General features: G+C 63.3%; 14 protein-coding genes. 2 read left to right on the top strand and 12 right to left on the bottom strand.

The genetic code is table 11. The features are described 5' to 3' along the window. Positions 1-10 precede the first annotated feature (10 nt). The 7 genes from ACRECS_RS04545 to ACRECS_RS04515 all read right to left on the bottom strand — a co-directional run bounded on the left by ACRECS_RS04545 (position 11) and on the right by ACRECS_RS04515 (position 6,325). On the bottom strand, positions 11-856 hold the full coding sequence (locus ACRECS_RS04545; RefSeq protein ID WP_431581771.1) for a sugar phosphate isomerase/epimerase family protein: 846 nt from the start codon (positions 854-856) through the stop codon (positions 11-13). Continuing rightward, a complete protein-coding gene (locus tag ACRECS_RS04540; protein ID WP_431581770.1) occupies positions 853-1,422 on the bottom strand; it encodes a gluconate 2-dehydrogenase subunit 3 family protein in 570 nt (189 codons plus the stop codon). Before ACRECS_RS04540 ends, ACRECS_RS04545 begins: the two co-directional genes overlap by 4 nt. Beyond that, entirely contained in the window at positions 1,419-2,339 is a 921-nt protein-coding gene (locus ACRECS_RS04535; RefSeq protein ID WP_431581769.1) for a hydroxypyruvate isomerase family protein, read from the bottom strand. The genes ACRECS_RS04540 and ACRECS_RS04535 overlap by 4 nt, the downstream gene beginning before the upstream one ends. 13 nt (positions 2,340-2,352) lie before the next feature. Further along, complete coding sequence (locus tag ACRECS_RS04530; protein WP_431581768.1) at positions 2,353-2,742, bottom strand: c-type cytochrome; 390 nt, start codon at positions 2,740-2,742, stop codon at positions 2,353-2,355. Positions 2,743-2,812: 70 nt separating this feature from the next. Then, on the bottom strand, positions 2,813-3,979 hold the full coding sequence (locus ACRECS_RS04525) for a Gfo/Idh/MocA family protein (protein WP_431581767.1): 1,167 nt from the start codon (positions 3,977-3,979) through the stop codon (positions 2,813-2,815). Between the two features lie 34 nt (positions 3,980-4,013). Then, positions 4,014-5,075 carry a sugar phosphate isomerase/epimerase family protein gene (locus ACRECS_RS04520; RefSeq protein ID WP_431581766.1) on the bottom strand — a complete coding sequence of 354 codons (1,062 nt, stop codon included), beginning with the start codon at positions 5,073-5,075 and terminating at the stop codon, positions 4,014-4,016. After that, on the bottom strand, positions 5,072-6,325 hold the full coding sequence (locus tag ACRECS_RS04515; RefSeq protein WP_431581765.1) for an MFS transporter: 1,254 nt from the start codon (positions 6,323-6,325) through the stop codon (positions 5,072-5,074). Before ACRECS_RS04515 ends, ACRECS_RS04520 begins: the two co-directional genes overlap by 4 nt. A 125-nt stretch (positions 6,326-6,450) precedes the next feature. Between ACRECS_RS04515 and ACRECS_RS04510 the strand changes: the two genes are divergently transcribed. Both ACRECS_RS04510 and ACRECS_RS04505 read left to right on the top strand, forming a co-directional pair. Further along, the gene (locus ACRECS_RS04510; RefSeq protein WP_431581764.1) at positions 6,451-7,449 is read left to right on the top strand and encodes a LacI family DNA-binding transcriptional regulator; all 999 of its coding nucleotides are present in this window, start codon (positions 6,451-6,453) and stop codon (positions 7,447-7,449) included. A gap of 98 nt (positions 7,450-7,547) precedes the next feature. Beyond that, a complete protein-coding gene (locus ACRECS_RS04505) occupies positions 7,548-7,961 on the top strand; it encodes a VOC family protein (RefSeq protein ID WP_431581763.1) in 414 nt (137 codons plus the stop codon). A gap of 76 nt (positions 7,962-8,037) precedes the next feature. On the opposite strand, the gene ACRECS_RS04500 is transcribed toward ACRECS_RS04505, so the two are convergent. From ACRECS_RS04500 to ACRECS_RS04480, 5 genes are all read right to left on the bottom strand, one after another. Further along, on the bottom strand, positions 8,038-8,757 hold the full coding sequence (locus tag ACRECS_RS04500) for a Crp/Fnr family transcriptional regulator (RefSeq protein ID WP_431581762.1): 720 nt from the start codon (positions 8,755-8,757) through the stop codon (positions 8,038-8,040). A 219-nt stretch (positions 8,758-8,976) separates the two neighbouring features. Beyond that, entirely contained in the window at positions 8,977-9,105 is a 129-nt protein-coding gene (locus tag ACRECS_RS04495) for a hypothetical protein (protein ID WP_431581761.1), read from the bottom strand. 1,221 nt (positions 9,106-10,326) lie between these two features. Continuing rightward, the gene (locus tag ACRECS_RS04490) at positions 10,327-11,706 is read right to left on the bottom strand and encodes an anti-phage deoxyguanosine triphosphatase (RefSeq protein ID WP_431581760.1); all 1,380 of its coding nucleotides are present in this window, start codon (positions 11,704-11,706) and stop codon (positions 10,327-10,329) included. Between the two features lie 97 nt (positions 11,707-11,803). After that, positions 11,804-12,352 (bottom strand): hypothetical protein, encoded by a 549-nt coding sequence (locus tag ACRECS_RS04485; RefSeq protein ID WP_431581759.1) that lies wholly within the window; start codon positions 12,350-12,352, stop codon positions 11,804-11,806. Positions 12,353-12,377: 25 nt separating this feature from the next. Beyond that, positions 12,378-15,800: a TM0106 family RecB-like putative nuclease gene (locus ACRECS_RS04480; protein WP_431581758.1), complete on the bottom strand. Its 3,423-nt coding sequence runs from the start codon at positions 15,798-15,800 to the stop codon at positions 12,378-12,380. Positions 15,801-15,863 lie beyond the last annotated feature (63 nt).

The raw sequence follows: 15,863 nt of genomic DNA, 5'->3' as shown, positions 1-15,863 counted from the left end.
TGGGTGCCGGTTAAGAGCGCAGCTTGCTAAGTGCCGCGAAACTCGTGGTAATGTCGGGAATGTACGGCGCTGGGGCTTGGTCGTTCTCGACGAAAAAGTGCCGCACGCCCGCGCTGCCGGGCAGCTTGAACAGCGCAGCAAAGTCGATCGTGCCCTGCCCGACCGCGACCATGCTGCGGTCGGGCCGCATGTCCTTGACGTGATAGGAATAGAGCCGCCCGGCAAGCTTCGCGATCAGCGACGGCAGGTTCTCTCCGGCGTGCGCGGCCCAATAAAGGTCGAGCTCGACCTTCATCAGTGCCGGGTCCACGCCCGTCACGAGCCGTTCGTACAGGCTGATCCCGCCCGGCTTGGTGGTGAATTCGAAGTCGTGATTGTGATAGGCGAAGCCAAGCCCGGCCTTTTGCAACTGCGCGCCGATGCGACTGATGTTCGGCAGCGCGACCTGCCACGCCGCTTCGTTGCGGTGTTCATCGGTCATGTACGGCAGGATGACGGTATCGGCGCCGAGCGTCTTCGCCATCGCCACGCTTTTCTCAAAGCTTCCGAGCAGCAGATCATAGCCGACATGGATCGACGGCGCCTTGAGGCCAAGCCGGTCCATCGTCTTGCGCAACATGGCGTGGTCCATGGCGTCATATCCGCCACCGCCGAACTCGACCTCACGGTAACCGACCCGCGCGACTTGCTCGAGCGTGCCGGCGGGATCCTTGGCGAAGATCTCGCGCACCGTGTAGAGTTGCAGGCCGATCTTCTTGAGCGGCGCGGCAAAGGCACTCTTCATGGGCAGCGCAGCGCAAGCGATGGCGGCGGCGCCACCCGCGCCGGCAAGCAGGTCTCGACGGCTCAGCATCATGCGGAATACACCTTGTTGATCTGGGAATAGAGGAATTCGCCATTATACTCGCCGGGAACGGGGAGATATTCCCGCTCCTGCGTCATGCCGATTTCTGACGTGTAGTAGCCGGTGATGACGAGCTGCCGGAACGCCTCGAAAAAAACCTTACCGCCGGGGATCTTGTCTTCCATGGCCAGTGTCAGCAACGCGTCTTGCTGCGCAGCATTTGCTTGGACGGCCGACACCTTATTGTCCGCCAGGCTGCGCATTTCGATGACGTCGAGCCCCGAGAGGATTGGAATGCGGTCCCCCGGCTCCGCCCAATCGGCGAGCAGCTTATCGATATAGTCCGGCACGCCCGCGGCCAGTGCGCCGGGTGTATCGGTGGTCGGGATCACGCGCTCGCTCAGCGCCGCCATCAGCGCATGCTGGGCGGGAGTGAATACCTGGATTGAGGCAGCCCCCTGACTGATCACCGGCGCAGCCTGGGCCGGTACCAGTCCAGCGGCGCGGGCGATCGGCGCGAAAAGCTGAGCACCGAACATGCCGACGATGCCGGCAAGCGCGGCTCTGCGATCGATCATGCGTCTCCTCCCCGGTCAATTTCACGATAAGCGGCGATCAGGCGTTCCTCGCCGGCGCGACCCTCGATCGAGTTACCATGTTCCATGCCGATGACCCCGGTGTAGCGCTTTGCGCGAAGCCATTTGACGATCGTGGCGTAGTTGATTTCGCCGGTCGTGGGCTCCTTGCGCCCCGGATTGTCGCCGAACTGGATATAGCCGATTTCGGACCAGCAAGTGCCGAGCGTCGGGATCAAATTCCCGGACTGAATCTGCTCGTGATAGAGGTCGGACAGAATTTTGACGGCCGGGCTGTTCACCCCGCGTGCGACGGCGAAGCCTTGCGCGATCGTCTGCATGAACACGCCGGGATGGTTGGTCCGGGTGTTGAGCGGCTCCATCACCAGAGTCAGGCGATGCGGCGCGACGATGTCGCCCGCACGCCGCATCACATCGATGACCCGTGCAGTCTGGATATCCAACGGCAAACGCGCATCGAGAAAACCGGTAACCACCGTCATATGCGTCGCATTGAGCCGCTTCGCGACGTCGATCGAGGCACGAACATCGGCGAGGAATCCTTCGCGCTCCGCCTCGTCGTTGCCGCCGAGCACCGGGCGCGACTGCGACCATTTGGGCATGCTCGCGACGAACACGCCCATCGCCATGCCGCGCTGCGCGAACGCCCTGGCCATCTGCGTCTGCTGCGCGATCGGTCGCGCCGCTGCTTCATTGTCTTCCCATGCCCGGAAGCCCTGGTCGGCGGCAAAGGCGATCTGTTCGATCAGGCCGCCGCGACTGGCGAAGCTGCCCTCATGCGGCGCGAAGCCCAAAGAGAAGGTCGCTGCATTCGACGAGCGTGCGACGGTCGCGCCTGCCCCGGCGAGGATCGTCGATACGGCGCCGCCGGCGAGCACAGTTCTACGCGAGACAGTCATGCCTGGAGCGCAATCACTTTGCGCCCTCCGCCTTCAAATAGCCGATGATCGCCGTCCGCTTCGTCGCATCGGGCGTGCCGATCGGCATTTTGGTGCCCGGCACCTTCTTCATCGGTCCGGCAAGAAAGTCGTTCAGCGTCGCTTCGTCCCATTTCAGCTTCGACGCCTTGAGCGCCGGGGAATAGGCGAAGCCGGGCGTCGATGCCGCCGGCTTGCCGATGATGCCGTAGAGATTGGGGCCAATGCCGTTCTTGCCGCCCTTCTGAACGGTGTGGCATGCCTTGCACGCCGCGAACGCCGGCGGCGCGGTGCCGGGCGCCGTTTGCGCAGCAATCGGGCTGAGTGCCGCACCAAGCGCCACACTCGCGATGGCCGCTACTCCCAGATATGCCCGATGCTTCATTCCATATCTCCAAGGCATGGTGACAGGCCTTTTTTCATAGCTAAATCCAGTATAATCAATATCATATAGGCTAACTGAAATTGCTTTGCGCTGCACCAACAGCGGTCCATTTCTCGTTCGACGCCGAATTTCTCACTGCAGCTTCGACGAATGCCATGGTGCGCAGACCCTCCTCGATCCCCGGCATCCAGGCGCGACTTTCGGGCCCCGGTCCACCACGAATTGCTGCGGCAAACGCCCGATAGATATTGGCGAAGGCCTCGATATAGCCCTCGGGATGTCCGGCCGGCGTTCTGAACAACGCACTCGTGCCAGGCAGCGTCCCCGGCCCACCCGCCCGTACCAGCTCGGTCGGCCGATCGAGCCAGCGCAACACAAGTGTGTTCGGCTCCATCTGGGCCCATTCGAGGCCGCCTTTCTCGCCATGAATCCGCAGCTTCAGCCCGTTTTCCTCTCCCGCCGCCACCTGCGTCGCCTTCAGCACCCCGTGTGCCCCGCCGTCGAAGCGCAGCAGCGCACTGACATCATCGTCGAGCCGCCGGCCTGCGACATGCGTCGCCAGGTCGGCGCACACGGCCTGAACCCGCAAGCCCGACACATGCTCGGCCAACTGGAAGGCATGGGTGCCGATATCGCCAAGGCATCCGCCCATCCCGGCCCGTGCCGGATCGGTGCGCCACTCAGCCTGCCTGTTGCCGCCGCTCTCCACCGGCTGGCTCAGCCAGCCTTGCAGATACTCGACCTGCACCAGCCGGATTGCGCCGAAATCGCCGCGCGCGACCCGTGCGCGCGCGTCCTTGATCAGCGGATAGCCGCTATAGGTAAAGGCAAGCGCGAACTGGCGTCCGCTGGCCTCGACCGCTGCGGCAATCGCCTCGGCTTCGGCGACATTCATCGCCATCGGCTTTTCACACATGACATGGAAGCCCGCATTGAGCGTGGTGATCGCCATCGGCGCGTGCAGGTGGTTGGGCGTGACGATCGCCACCGCGTCAATGCGACTGTCAGCCGGCAGCGCCTGTTCCCGCTCGATCATCACCTCGATCGAGGGATAGACACGCGTCGGGTCGAGATCGAGCACTTCGCCGGTCCGCATATTGCGCCCGGCATCGCTACTGAAGGCACCGGCCACCAACCGCCAGTCGCCGTCCAGCGCGGCCGCCATGCGGTGGACCGCGCCGATGAACGCACCTTCCCCGCCGCCAACCATGCCGAGCCGAAGAGCGTGTCGAGCCATTGGATCTCCGATGTGTCCGGCCGGAGCCGTCCAGTTAACGATGTGGCGTAAGACCAAGCAGCGAACGGATCGCATCCCGCTCGATCCCGCTTGAGGCGAAATCGTCGAACGGGTGATCCGTCAGATGAATGATGTGGTCGCGAATGAAGGGCGCACCCTCACGGGCGCCATCCTCGGCGCGCTTCAGCGCGCACTCCCATTCGAGTACCGCCCAGCCGTCATAGCCATATTGTGCCATCTTGCTGAAGATCGAGATGAAATCGACCTGGCCGTCACCCAGCGAACGGAAGCGCCCGGCGCGATCAACCCAATTTTCATATCCGCCATACGCCCCGGAACGTCCGGTCGGATTGAACTCGGCATCCTTCACATGGAAACAGGCGATCCGGTCGTGATAACGGTCGATAAAGTCGAGATAGTCGAGCTGCTGCAGCACATAATGCGACGGGTCGAACAGGATGCGCGCACGCGGATGCTCGTTCACGCTCGCAAGGAAGCGCTCCCATGTCGCACCATCGAACAGATCCTCGCCCGGGTGCAGCTCGAACGCGCAATCCACGCCGGCCTCGTCGAACGCATCGAGGATCGGCGTCCAGCGCCGTGCGAGTTCAGCGAAGGCTTCCTCGATCAATCCGGCAGGCCGCTGCGGCCACGGATAGACATAGGGCCAGGCCAGCGCACCGGAGAAGGTGGCATGGGCGCTCAGGCCCAGATTGGCGCTCGCCCTGGCGGCAAGCTTGACCTGCTCGACCGCCCATTGCTGGCGCTCGGCCGGCTTGCCATGCAGCTCGGCCGGCGCGAACCCGTCGAACAGCGCGTCATATGCCGGGTGCACGGCGACCAGCTGACCCTGAAGATGAGTCGACAGCTCGGTCGGTTCGATGCCGAATTTGGCGAGCCCGCCCCTCAAATCGTCGCAATAACCCTTGCTCTCGGCCGCCAGGCGCAGGTCGATCAGCCGCGGATCGCACGGAATCTGCACGCCAACATAGCCGAGACCGGCAGCCCATTCCGCCAGCCCGTCGAGCGTATCGAACGGCGCCGTATCGCCGAGGAACTGGGCGAGAAAGATCCCCGGCCCCTTCATCGCTGTCATGCCGCCGCCTCCGTCCTGGTGTCGGCGCGGAAGGTGAACTGAAACAGGATCGCGATCAGCGCTGCGGCAATCGCCGGATACCACCACATGCCGTGCCAGTCGGCGATACTTGGAGACGCGGGCAGCTGAGCGTAAAGAAGCGCGCCGATCTGCGAGCCGAGCAACATGCCGACGCCATAGGTAAAGAGCGTCAACATGCCCTGCGCCTGCGCGTTCACGCCCTTTGGCGACGCTATCGTGCCGGTATAGATCGCACCCGCGACAAAGAAGAAGTCATAGCACACACCGTGCAGCGCCACGCCGGAGTAGATCGCCCATAGCGACGATCCGCCATCACCGATCGCGAACAGCGCGTAGCGCAGCGCCCAGGCGATCATGCCGACCAGCAGCAGCGGCTTCACGCCGAAGCGCCGATAGAGCCACGGCATTGAGAACATGAAGAGCAGTTCGGACATTTGCCCGATGGCGAGCGTCCCGCCGACATTCTGGATGCCGACCGATCCGACATAGGCCGAGGCATAGGCATAATACATTGCGAGCGGGATCGAGATGAGCGTCGCGCACAGGATGAAGACCAGGAAAGAGCGCTGCCGCATCAGGCCAAACGCATCGACGCAGAGAATCTGCTTGATCAGCCCTTCCTCAGGCGGCGTGTCCGGCGCCACGTTAGGCAGCGTGAAGCTGTAGAGCCCGAGCGCGATCGATACGACCGCCGCGACCTGGAATATCTGCGGGCTGGCGGACAGGCCGGCCCAGCCGATGATCAGCCCGGCGGCGATCCAGCCCAGCGTGCCGAACGCGCGCACGAACGGAAAGCGATCAACGCGGTCGCCCAGGCTCTTGAGTGCGATCGTGTTGGCGAGGCCGACAGTCGGCATATAGAGAATCATATAGCCGAGCAGCAGCCAGACAAAGGTATCACCATGTTCCGGCGTCACCAGGGATGGCAGGAAGAACAGGATCACGCCGCCGACCAGATGGAGGATCACCATCAGCATGCGCGGGCTGAGATACCGCGCCGCTGCCATGCCGAGCAGGAACGATCCCGCGATCGAGGCGACCGGGCCAACCGAAAAGGCGTTACCGATCAGGCTGCCGATCCCGACGGTCTGCATGACCAGGCCGAGCGTGACGTTCCATGCGCCCCACACGAAGAACTGCATGAACATGAGCCCACTCAGCCGCCCGGTCAGCATCGCCGACACCGGCTGCGCGACAGCCTCCGAAACACTCGTACCGGCGGTGCTCATGCCTACGCCCCTCCACTGTGCAGTTTTGCTGCTTCCGGCATTTGAGTATGTCAGCCGAAAGCCGATGTAAAGGATTACATCGCTTTGCTGTCGACAGCATGGCCGACAAGATACATGTAGCTGCAATGCCGACCATCATTGAGGTCGCCGCACTTGCCGGCGTATCCACAGCCACGGTTTCCCGGGCCCTGAGTCATCCCGACCGGGTGTCGAAGGAGACGCGGACGCGGGTCCTCAAGGTCGTCCATGCGCTGGATTACAAACCCAATGTGGCGGCCCGGTCGCTGCGGACGTTGCGCGCGGCCAAAATCCTGGTCACGGTCCCCGACATCTCCAACCCATTTTTCGCAAGCGTGATCCGCGGCGCCGAGGAGGCGGCACGGGACGCGGGCTATGCGGTCGTCCTGGGCGACACGCGCCATGATCCCATCATCGAGGATCAATATGCCGATATGCTGTCGCGTCGGGAGGTCGATGGCCTCATCTTCCTCGGACACCGCATACCGAAAAGCCTTCGCTCTTTGGTCCTGAGCCAGGGCGCACGCGCACCTATCGTCAACGGATGCGAGTACAGCCCCGATATCGGCGTACCGAGCGTCCATATCGATAACGCCGCGGCGGGTCATGATGCGATCATGCATCTGATCGACCTGGGGCATTGTGAGATCGGCGCGATTACCGGGCCGCTCATCAGCCCAATCAGCCGCGATCGCCTGTCCGGCGCCCTGAAGGCGGCGGAGCAGCATGGACTTCGCGACCGCTTGAGGGTGAGAACCGGCGACTATTCGGCTCAGTCCGGTTATGATCAGGCCAATGATCTGATCGCGGCCGGCGTGACGGCGCTGTTCTGTTTCAACGACGAAATGGCCATGGGTGCGATCGGCGCCGTGCGCGACGCCGGGCTCTCCTGCCCGGGCGATGTGTCGATCGTCGGATTCGACGACCTGCCTCTGGCGCGCTTCTTTCAGCCCGCACTCACGACCATCGCACAGCCCAAGGAAATGATCGGCCGCGGTACGGTCGAAATGCTTGTCAGGATTCTCATCGGATCGGAGAGCCCCGCCGACCAGATCACCTTGTCTCACCAGCTCATTGTCCGAAATAGTACGCAAGCAAGGACCTGACAGCCTCGATCCGGCTGCGGCGCATAGACGCCCAACGGTATCCCAGGCTTAAAGTCGTGCGGGATGGAGTTGAATGCCCCATCCGGAAGGAGCGTTACATGCCGAAGATCATGGGGTTGCTGGAAACAGCCTTGTACGTGGAGGATATGGGCCGGTCGGTCCGCTTCTTCCGGGATGTGATGGGCCTCGTCTCCATGCTGGAAACTGAAACGCTGGCGGCATTCGACGCTGGCAGCGGTACCGTGCTGCTGCTTTTTCAGCGCGGCGGCTCAACCCAGGATACCCATAGCGACATGGGCACCATTCCCGGCCATGATGGATCGGGCCCACTTCATATGGCGTTCGCGATTACAGCCGAAAGCTATGAGGAATGGCGGGGGCATCTTCGCCGCGCAGGCGTGGTCGAGCGCGGCGAGATGCGCTGGCGGGGCGGTGGCCGAAGCTTCTATTTCGAGGACCCCGATGCCCATGTGCTCGAGGTGGCGACACCGGGCCTTTGGCCCAATTATTGAGACGAAATGGTCGCGCGGTGAACCTGCGGCGCGGACTTGAGCCTGCAGAGCCAGATGAGCACTCTATCCGAAGCCGTTACGCCGGGAGCGGACTCGTCCGGTCGAGATGAAGGTAAAGAGCGCTGAAATCCGCCACCGCTCTCAGACGGGCCATGTCATCGAATTGCACATGCCGTTTTTCCCGCCGGATCAATCCTTCGCTTGCCAGGGCTTTCAGCGTTCTGTTCACATGAACGCTGGTCAGGCCGACCGCGTCGCCGATCTGCTCCTGCGTCATGGGAAGATCATAGCCCTGCCCATCGGTCAGACCGGCGATTTCCATGCGCAGTGAAACCTCGCACAACAGATGCGCGACACGCGTGCGCGCGTCGCGGCGACCAACATTGAGCACCCATTCCCGAAAGATCGATGCGTCCACCAGCGCGTCGACCCACATCGCCCTGCCGATGGCCGGACGCTTCAAGACCAGGTCCTGCAGCGCCGATCTTTCGACCTCGGCGGTCTGGAGACGGTTAAGCGCCTGAACGCTGTGATCGGCCCAGTTGAGGAACAGATGCTGGAGATCGAGGAAGTCACCCGCCAGATGGATCGAAACGATTTGCCGGGCACCGGTCGCAGCCAGTTTTTGGCGAAAGGCCAGCCCCGACACGATGAAGCTGCAATGCTTCTTCGACGGCTCACCCTCGCGAAGCACGTAGGAAGGCGCTTCATAGGTTCGCAGGACGTGCGGCAGCGCCAGAATGGCGGCACGATCATCGGCGTCGAGATGCACCCGCGTCTCGAATTTACGCACCATATTCAATAAAACGGGCTCGTCTGGCGACACGGTGGCTCTCCGCTGGGCGGGAGCTCACGCATCTCTCAGTCGCCACGACCCGGTTAAGCTGCCGACGATGTGACCGCCTTAACATGTGACGTGTGTTAATGATAACAAATGTTCGTTTTGCCGCAAGGCCGTGGCACTCCGCGCAGGTATATCGAGCAATGATTTCGGACAAACTCGGTGGAATATCGATCAGGCTTGACTGAGAGAATGGCGCTCCCCCCGGCGGAGCATCAGATAATCGAAGCCGGCGATCCGTTGCGCCATTTCACCGTCACCAGTCAGAAAATCGCACATCGTGGCCGGGTCGCTGACGATCACTCATATCTCCAATCGGTCATTCCGGCCGAGTAACGCTTTAATACGCGTCTCTCCCGGTCATGTTCCGTGTCGTCCGATCTGCCGTTCTCCGCGGTCAACGCGCGGATCTTGATCGGTCGCGGTGTGCTGGGGTTGGTCGTGATCAGCGAGGCGGCGTTCGCGTTTGCCGCCAACCTCGTATAGGATGAAAGCTCGCCGGTCGTCAGTTCGATAGCTGACCATCAGCAATCCACCACACTTGGTCATTAGCCGAACCGCAACGATGCCTGGAACCTGCCGTTCAACTCAGATGAACGGGCGTCCGTTTTTGGGCAGCAGCCGGCGAGCGCTGAACGTCCACAACTGGGTCTTCTGGATACGGCAGCTAGTCGAACGAATGGCGGCTTTCCCGCACTCACCACTAGAAAGCGGACAGGCGTCTATCGGCCATGTGAACATTGACCCCAAACAGCCCTCGAATGGCGAGCCAAAGAAGATCGCCAATCCAATTCCGTACCACTCGAAAGGTGAGCGGAGAAAGAACCGGAGAAATCAGAGATTCGTCCCCGATCGGCCGCTCTCTATCTGCCGAACCGTTTCGATACCCCGCGCAAACGCGCACCTTTGCGCGCAGCTATCGTTTCATAACGATAACCTACGACTAGGTGGCGGAGCGGGAGGAATGCCAGATTCTGCTATAACAGATTGATCTAAAAGAGAAATTTATAGACCCACTATCCGCTACCCCACATTTTTCCCCACACTGCACGTGAGATTTTCTGGAGCGATGCGGCACGACTTGTGACGGCCATGCGTCCTAATTCCGGCCATTGGGGCGCTCCAAAGCTGATCCCGAAAGCCACCGTGTGTCCAGAACGGGGTGAACGACTGGTGGAAACCGGAATGGCCGCTTTCCGAAGGCTGACTGCGACAGGCGGCCATTCGTTCAGGTAGCAACCGCGAGGGTGTGAGCGCCCGTGAATGGTGGTATGCCGCTCCTTCGCTTCCGAGCGATATAGTCACAAACTGTCGCTCGTTCCTGTGGCTGGGCATGGCTCGACTGCCGACCGAACCGTTCCGTCTACACCGGAGCACGATCCACGTTCGGCAGAGGTATCGCGTTCCGGAGATCACCTCGATCAAATCCGGCGTTCGGTCGCCGATAATTGAACCCCCGCAGCTCTTCCGTTCGATCCTTGCTGATGCCGGGCGCAATTAGGACGCCCAATGCGCCGCTGATGGCTAGATCCTATCGAACACGGATCCCATGCGGGGGCTGAACAGGCGCTCGTAGGTCTTTAACAGGAACATGTCGGTCATCCCGGCGACGTGGTCGCAGATGACCCGAATGTCCTTTCCGGCCGCTTCGTACTGCCGGAAGGTGTTCTTCGGCAGGAATGCAACCGGTTCTGACGCTAGCGCCTCGAAGACGGCGACCACCATGCGCTGCCCCTTGAATTCCAGGTGCTGGACCTCGGCGCTGCGGATGACGGCTTCATAGACGAGCGTCTTCAACGCATCCAGGAATATGCGGGCCTTCGACTCCATCGTTACGCGGAAACGCAGCAGGGGTTCGTCGAACTCGTCGAGTTCGACAATCTCGCAGCGATGGATGAAGTAGCCGACCAGCAGGCTCACGGCGTGCTTCCGGTTGGAAGCATCCCCGAACAGCTTGCGCATGAGGGTGGCGTAGGCATCGTTCCCGAAGCGGCTCCGGCCGCGATCGCTCATCCAGACGAAGAAGCCTTCGCACATGGCCGGCGCGACATGGGCCTCCCAGTCTTCGGCTGTCACGAGGCCGAGCGCCGCCGAGTCCTCGAGATCATGCACGCCGAACGCAATGTCGTCGGCGACGTCCATGATGCTGCAGTCGAGGGACTTGTGCAGCGTCTTGAGATGCTTCGCCTTCGCTTCGCTCCGTGCCTCCGCCATCGTGCGGTCGGTCGCGGTGAAAAGGCGTCTGTCCGTCTCCGACAGCACTTCCAGTATCCAATCGACCTCCGGACATTCGCTATCCATGTGGCATTTCGGCGGTTTGGACGCGTCGCGGTCCACCAGGGCGATGCTGACGGGGCCTGCCTGCAGGCGTGGGGTCCGTTCCGGATGACAGGTGGTGGAGTAGCAGGCGGGGTATTTCAGCGTGCCGAGCAAGGTCCGGCGGGTGAGGTCGGCGCCATGCCTATCGGAGAACTTCTCGAGCTTCGTGAGGATGCGGAGCGTCTGACCGTTCCCCTCAAATCCGCCATTTCCAGCCATGCAGAAGTTGAGAGCGACCTCGCCGCCGTGGCCGAAGGGCGGATGACCGAGATCATGTGTCGATCCGATGGCCTGGATCATGGCGAGATCGGGCAGATGGGCGACCCCGGCGTGATCGCCGTTGTCCTGCCGGAGTTGTCGGACGATCCCGCCGGCGATCTGCGCCACCTCCAGAGAATGGGTGAGCCGGGTCCGATAGAAGTCGCTGTCGCCGAGGTTCAGGATCTGGGTCTTGCCCTGTAGTCGACGGAACGATGCCGAATGGATGATGCGACCGTAGTCGATGTCCGAATTCGAACGTGCGTCCTCGGCGTTCTTGATCCAGCCGCTCGGCCGTGCTTCCCAATGCATCTCTGCTGCGTACATGTGTTCGCGTGGTACTGCCAGACGGGCTTTTCGAACGGCGGGGGCGGGCAGTCGATCCATCTCATGCCTGTGGAAGAGCCGAACGGTCGGCCGGACTTCATGCGCAGCGAAACAACTGCGTCGAGAGCGTTCTCAGTCGCGTCTCAATCACGCCTAGCTCCTTCTGGTCTGAGAGGGTGAACAGCGCCAATCTGTTTCCGCCTGCCCGGTAGGCGCCGTGGATCTGATTCCTTCGGTTTCCCAATGCAACGAATTCAATGGCCGCGGGATCCTCGCTGGCCGCGACCAGCACGTTGTCCCTGTGCCGCAGCGGATCATAGACGGCTTCGGGATCGGGCAGGAACAGGATGCGCTTGGGCAGATTGGGTTGGGGCGAGGCATCGACGAGTTCCCCCGTCCGACGACGCCAGACGCCGTGATGCTCTGCCTCGAAGTAGAGGCCAGGCGTCGTCCAGATCGCCCACCCGCTGACGACCGATCCGCCAGCGCGGGCGACCTTCCTCGCCACGTTGTCGAAGCATTCCGAAGCGACGGCGTCGCGGTCGGGACGGCAGCGTACCCAGATCGGATCGTATTCGGAGATGGCGCGGCAGAACGACCGTATTTCCGTGCTCACTGACTTCGGCAGCGTGTCCGGCATCGCCATGGTCGTCGCGTGCCTCGTCGTTGGATCATGCCGCATGCATCGGCGCCTCGATTCCGTCGTCGACGTCCGTCGCCCGATTCCGCGACGCCTGATCGACCGCGAATTCCCGAGCCCAGCAGAGCCCGTCCACCAGTTCCATCTGCGCGATGGTCCTGCACGGTATCTCGAGCAGACGCGGGTTGGCGTAGACGACGGCGAGGCAGCGCGCCCGGCTGATCGCCACGTTCATCCTGTTGCGGCTGTAGAGGAACTCGATGTTGCGTGGGAGGTCGTCCCCGGAGGACGTCGCCATCGACACGAGCACGACCGGTGCCTCCTGACCCTGGAACTTGTCCACCGTCCCGACCCTTGCGCCTTCCGGAAGCGTGCGCTTCAGCAGCTCGACCTGCATGTTGTACGGCGACACGACCAGGATGTCGTCGGTTCCGATGCGGTGCCGGACGCCGTGGCGATCGGTCCAGTGCGATCCCAGCAGCGCGCGATAGCTCGTCACCAGCCTCCTCGCCTCCTCGGGTGCGCGCTGCGTGCGTCCGGCATGGTGCACGTCGACGAAGCGGAGGCCGTGCGGGGCGAGAGCCTCGGGATCGAGGGCTTCGTCGACCTCGATGCGCTGGACGGCGGTGGTCGCCTCGGCCTCCAGCCGTCCCTCATACACGGCGTCCGAAACGAAGCGGCAGAGGTCGGGGTGCATGCGGCGGGTAATAGGCAGGAAGACGCCCTGGTCGGGCGGGACGGTGGCGTGTCCTTCAAGAAGGTGTTCGAGCGCCGATCGTCCGCTGCCGCCGGGATGCGTGCCCTTGATGGGCTGGGACAGCTGCATCTGGTCGCCGACGAGGACCACGTTCCTCGCCGACGTTCCCATGGCCAGCACGTTGGCGAGACTGACCTGCCCGGCCTCGTCGATGAAGAGGTGGTCGAACGCTTGATCTAGTTCCTCGCGGGCGAACAGCCACGCAGTCCCAGCGACGAGGCGGTGATGCGGCTGGACGCCGCTGCCGCTGCCGCCCACAACGTCCTCGATCCAGCCGCCACCGTCGAGCTTCTGGTCCTCCCGGCTGGACTTCTTCATGCCGCGGAGGTTCAGGCCCTGCGCCGTGGCCATCGCCTGGATCTCCTTGAGCAGGTTGTTGATCGCCTTGTGCGAGTTCGATGCGACGCCGATGCGTTTGCCGGCGGCCAGCAGTGCGACGATCGCTTGGGATGAGGTGTAGGTCTTGCCCGCGCCCGGCGGTCCCTGGACGAGCAGGTAGCTGTGGTCGAGGATGTGCAGGGCGTCGATGGTCCCCGCCGTCGCGTCGGCCGTCACGGGGATGATCGGCTGGCCGGGTTCACGGCCGGATAGCCTCGGCCGGTCGCGACGCAGGATCGAGGTGAGGGCCGGATACCGGCATCCGCCCGCCGCCACGTCGGTCGCGTACCGATGGACCGCGTCGCGCAGGGCCTTGTCGGCCACGGGGCCTTCGGGGATCAGCGCGCATCCTGGTTCGATGGCCGATCGCGTGGGACCGAGCTTCAGTGCCAGGATGCGTTCGTCCTCGTCCAGGGAGACGATCTCGCCGGCGGGTTCGAGGCTGCCCGATCGCAGGGGCTTGTCGCCGACCTTCATCTTGAAGTCCTGGGGCGGGAAGACGAAGGTGTGGACGACCGATCGCTTGTCATTCCACGGCCGCATCGTCGGGTGCGGCTGCAGATCGGCGATGCATTCCGCGTCGTTCAGCAGTTCCTCGGCGTCCATGTCCTGCCGCGCGAACATCGCCCACCATGTCGGCTTGGCCTCGCGCCGGTGGAATTCGAGCAGGTCGACCAGCAGCCGACGCCAGGGTTCGTCGTCGCCGGCGACGAGACGCTCCGTCAGCACCCGCGTGCGTTCGTCGGCCTCCTCACGCGCCGCGACCTTGGCCGGGTCCGGCGGCGCGACCTGCCGACCGGTGAACCACTCCGTCCCAAGCGGGCGGAGGGACAGCAGCCAGTCGCGGCACATCCGCGTCGACCGGCAGTCGATCTCGTTGTAGGCGGATATCTCCTGCAGCATGGCGTCGTCGCCCAGCTGCCGCCAGCGTTCGTAGATGACGATGCTGTCGCCTGCGGTCTTCACCTCGCCCTGTCGGCCGCCTGGGAGGTAGAACGCCTCCATGTTCTTGATCGAGTAGCGGGGTTCCGACGTGCGAATGGATTCGGCCACGACCTTGTAGAGATCGACGAGACGATCGCCGCGGAGCAGATCATCCACCTCCTTCTCGCGAGTGCCGTGGTACATCGCGAGACGCTTCAGCGCCGTCTCTTCGTACGAGGCGTAGTGGTAGACGTGCGCCTGCGGATGGCGGGCGATGCGCTCGGTCACGAAGTCCATGAACGCCTCGAACGCCCGCTTCTCCGCTTCGCGGTCGTGCGCCCAGAACGCGTGGAAGCGGTCGACGCCCGCGTCGTCGAACGCCACGACGCCGAAGAGGTACTCCAGCCCACCCTCGAAAAGGGGATCCCCCTCCATGTCGAAGAACATGTCGCCTGCGTCGGGGAGGGGCATCCGACCGAACCCGCGGCATTCGACAGGCGGCAGGATATCGATGCGGCGTTCGCCGGTCGTTCGATGGTGATGCTGGAGGCTGGCCTGACCGGAGAGCTTCGCGACGGTCGCGGGCTGCATGCCGGGAACCCGCTCGCCGGGCGGGATGGCCGCCAGGGCGCCGATGTCGTCAACGCCGAAGGACCGGAGGGCCGCGATCTGGCTGCGTCCCATCCCCGCCACGATCGACAGGTGGTCGGCGGCCTCCCATTCGGCGTCGCATCGGTTGATCCAGCGGCAGAAGGTGCAGTGGCCGCAGGGATCGGTCGACGATGCGATCGGCGAGGCGTCGACGAACGCCTCGAACCGTTCCCGCGCGCGACGGAAGTAGTGGAGGACGGAAGCGGTGGGCAGCGACGCGATCTCATCGGTCCCGAGGACGACGTGCATCTCCGCCGGTACGACGCCCTGCTCGGCGGCCAGCATGTCGGCGTAGACGCAGAGCTGGAGGACGTGCTTCGCCTTCGCCGACCGGGCGAGCTTCGTGTCGGCGACGTCGTAGGCGTACGGGCCGAATGACGAGACTAGGTCGTCGCGCTTGAGCAGGAAGTCGGAATAGCCGTGCCATCGTCCGACCAGGAAGGCGCCCTGATAGATGACGTCGGGACCTTCGCGCATCGCCCGCCGGGTCGCCTCGACGCGCTCCTCCAGCGTTCCCTCCGCCGCGATCTCCGCGATGCTGCGGCCTTCGCCGCGCAGCCGGGCGAGATAGGCCAGCTCGTGCTCGATGCCCTTCTCCTGAAGGAGGACGGCGCTGTCGTCGTCGGGTGGGAACGCGGTCGGCGCGGTCAGATTGCCCGTATCGAACGTCGTCGCATGGACGCAGCCCATGAAGTTCACGAGATCGCTCGCGGAGAAGATCGTTCGGCCCTGATGTCGAAGCATATGTGGTTTCCCCGTTTCGGATCTTTCGTCCGCTGGACTCGATAATGCACGAAGACCATATCG

The sequence above is a fragment of the Sphingomonas sp. genome (assembly GCF_050725575.1).
Lineage (GTDB): Bacteria > Pseudomonadota > Alphaproteobacteria > Sphingomonadales > Sphingomonadaceae > Sphingomonas.
Note: the sequence above shows the minus strand (reverse complement) of the source record. Positions and strands in the feature narration are given on the sequence as shown.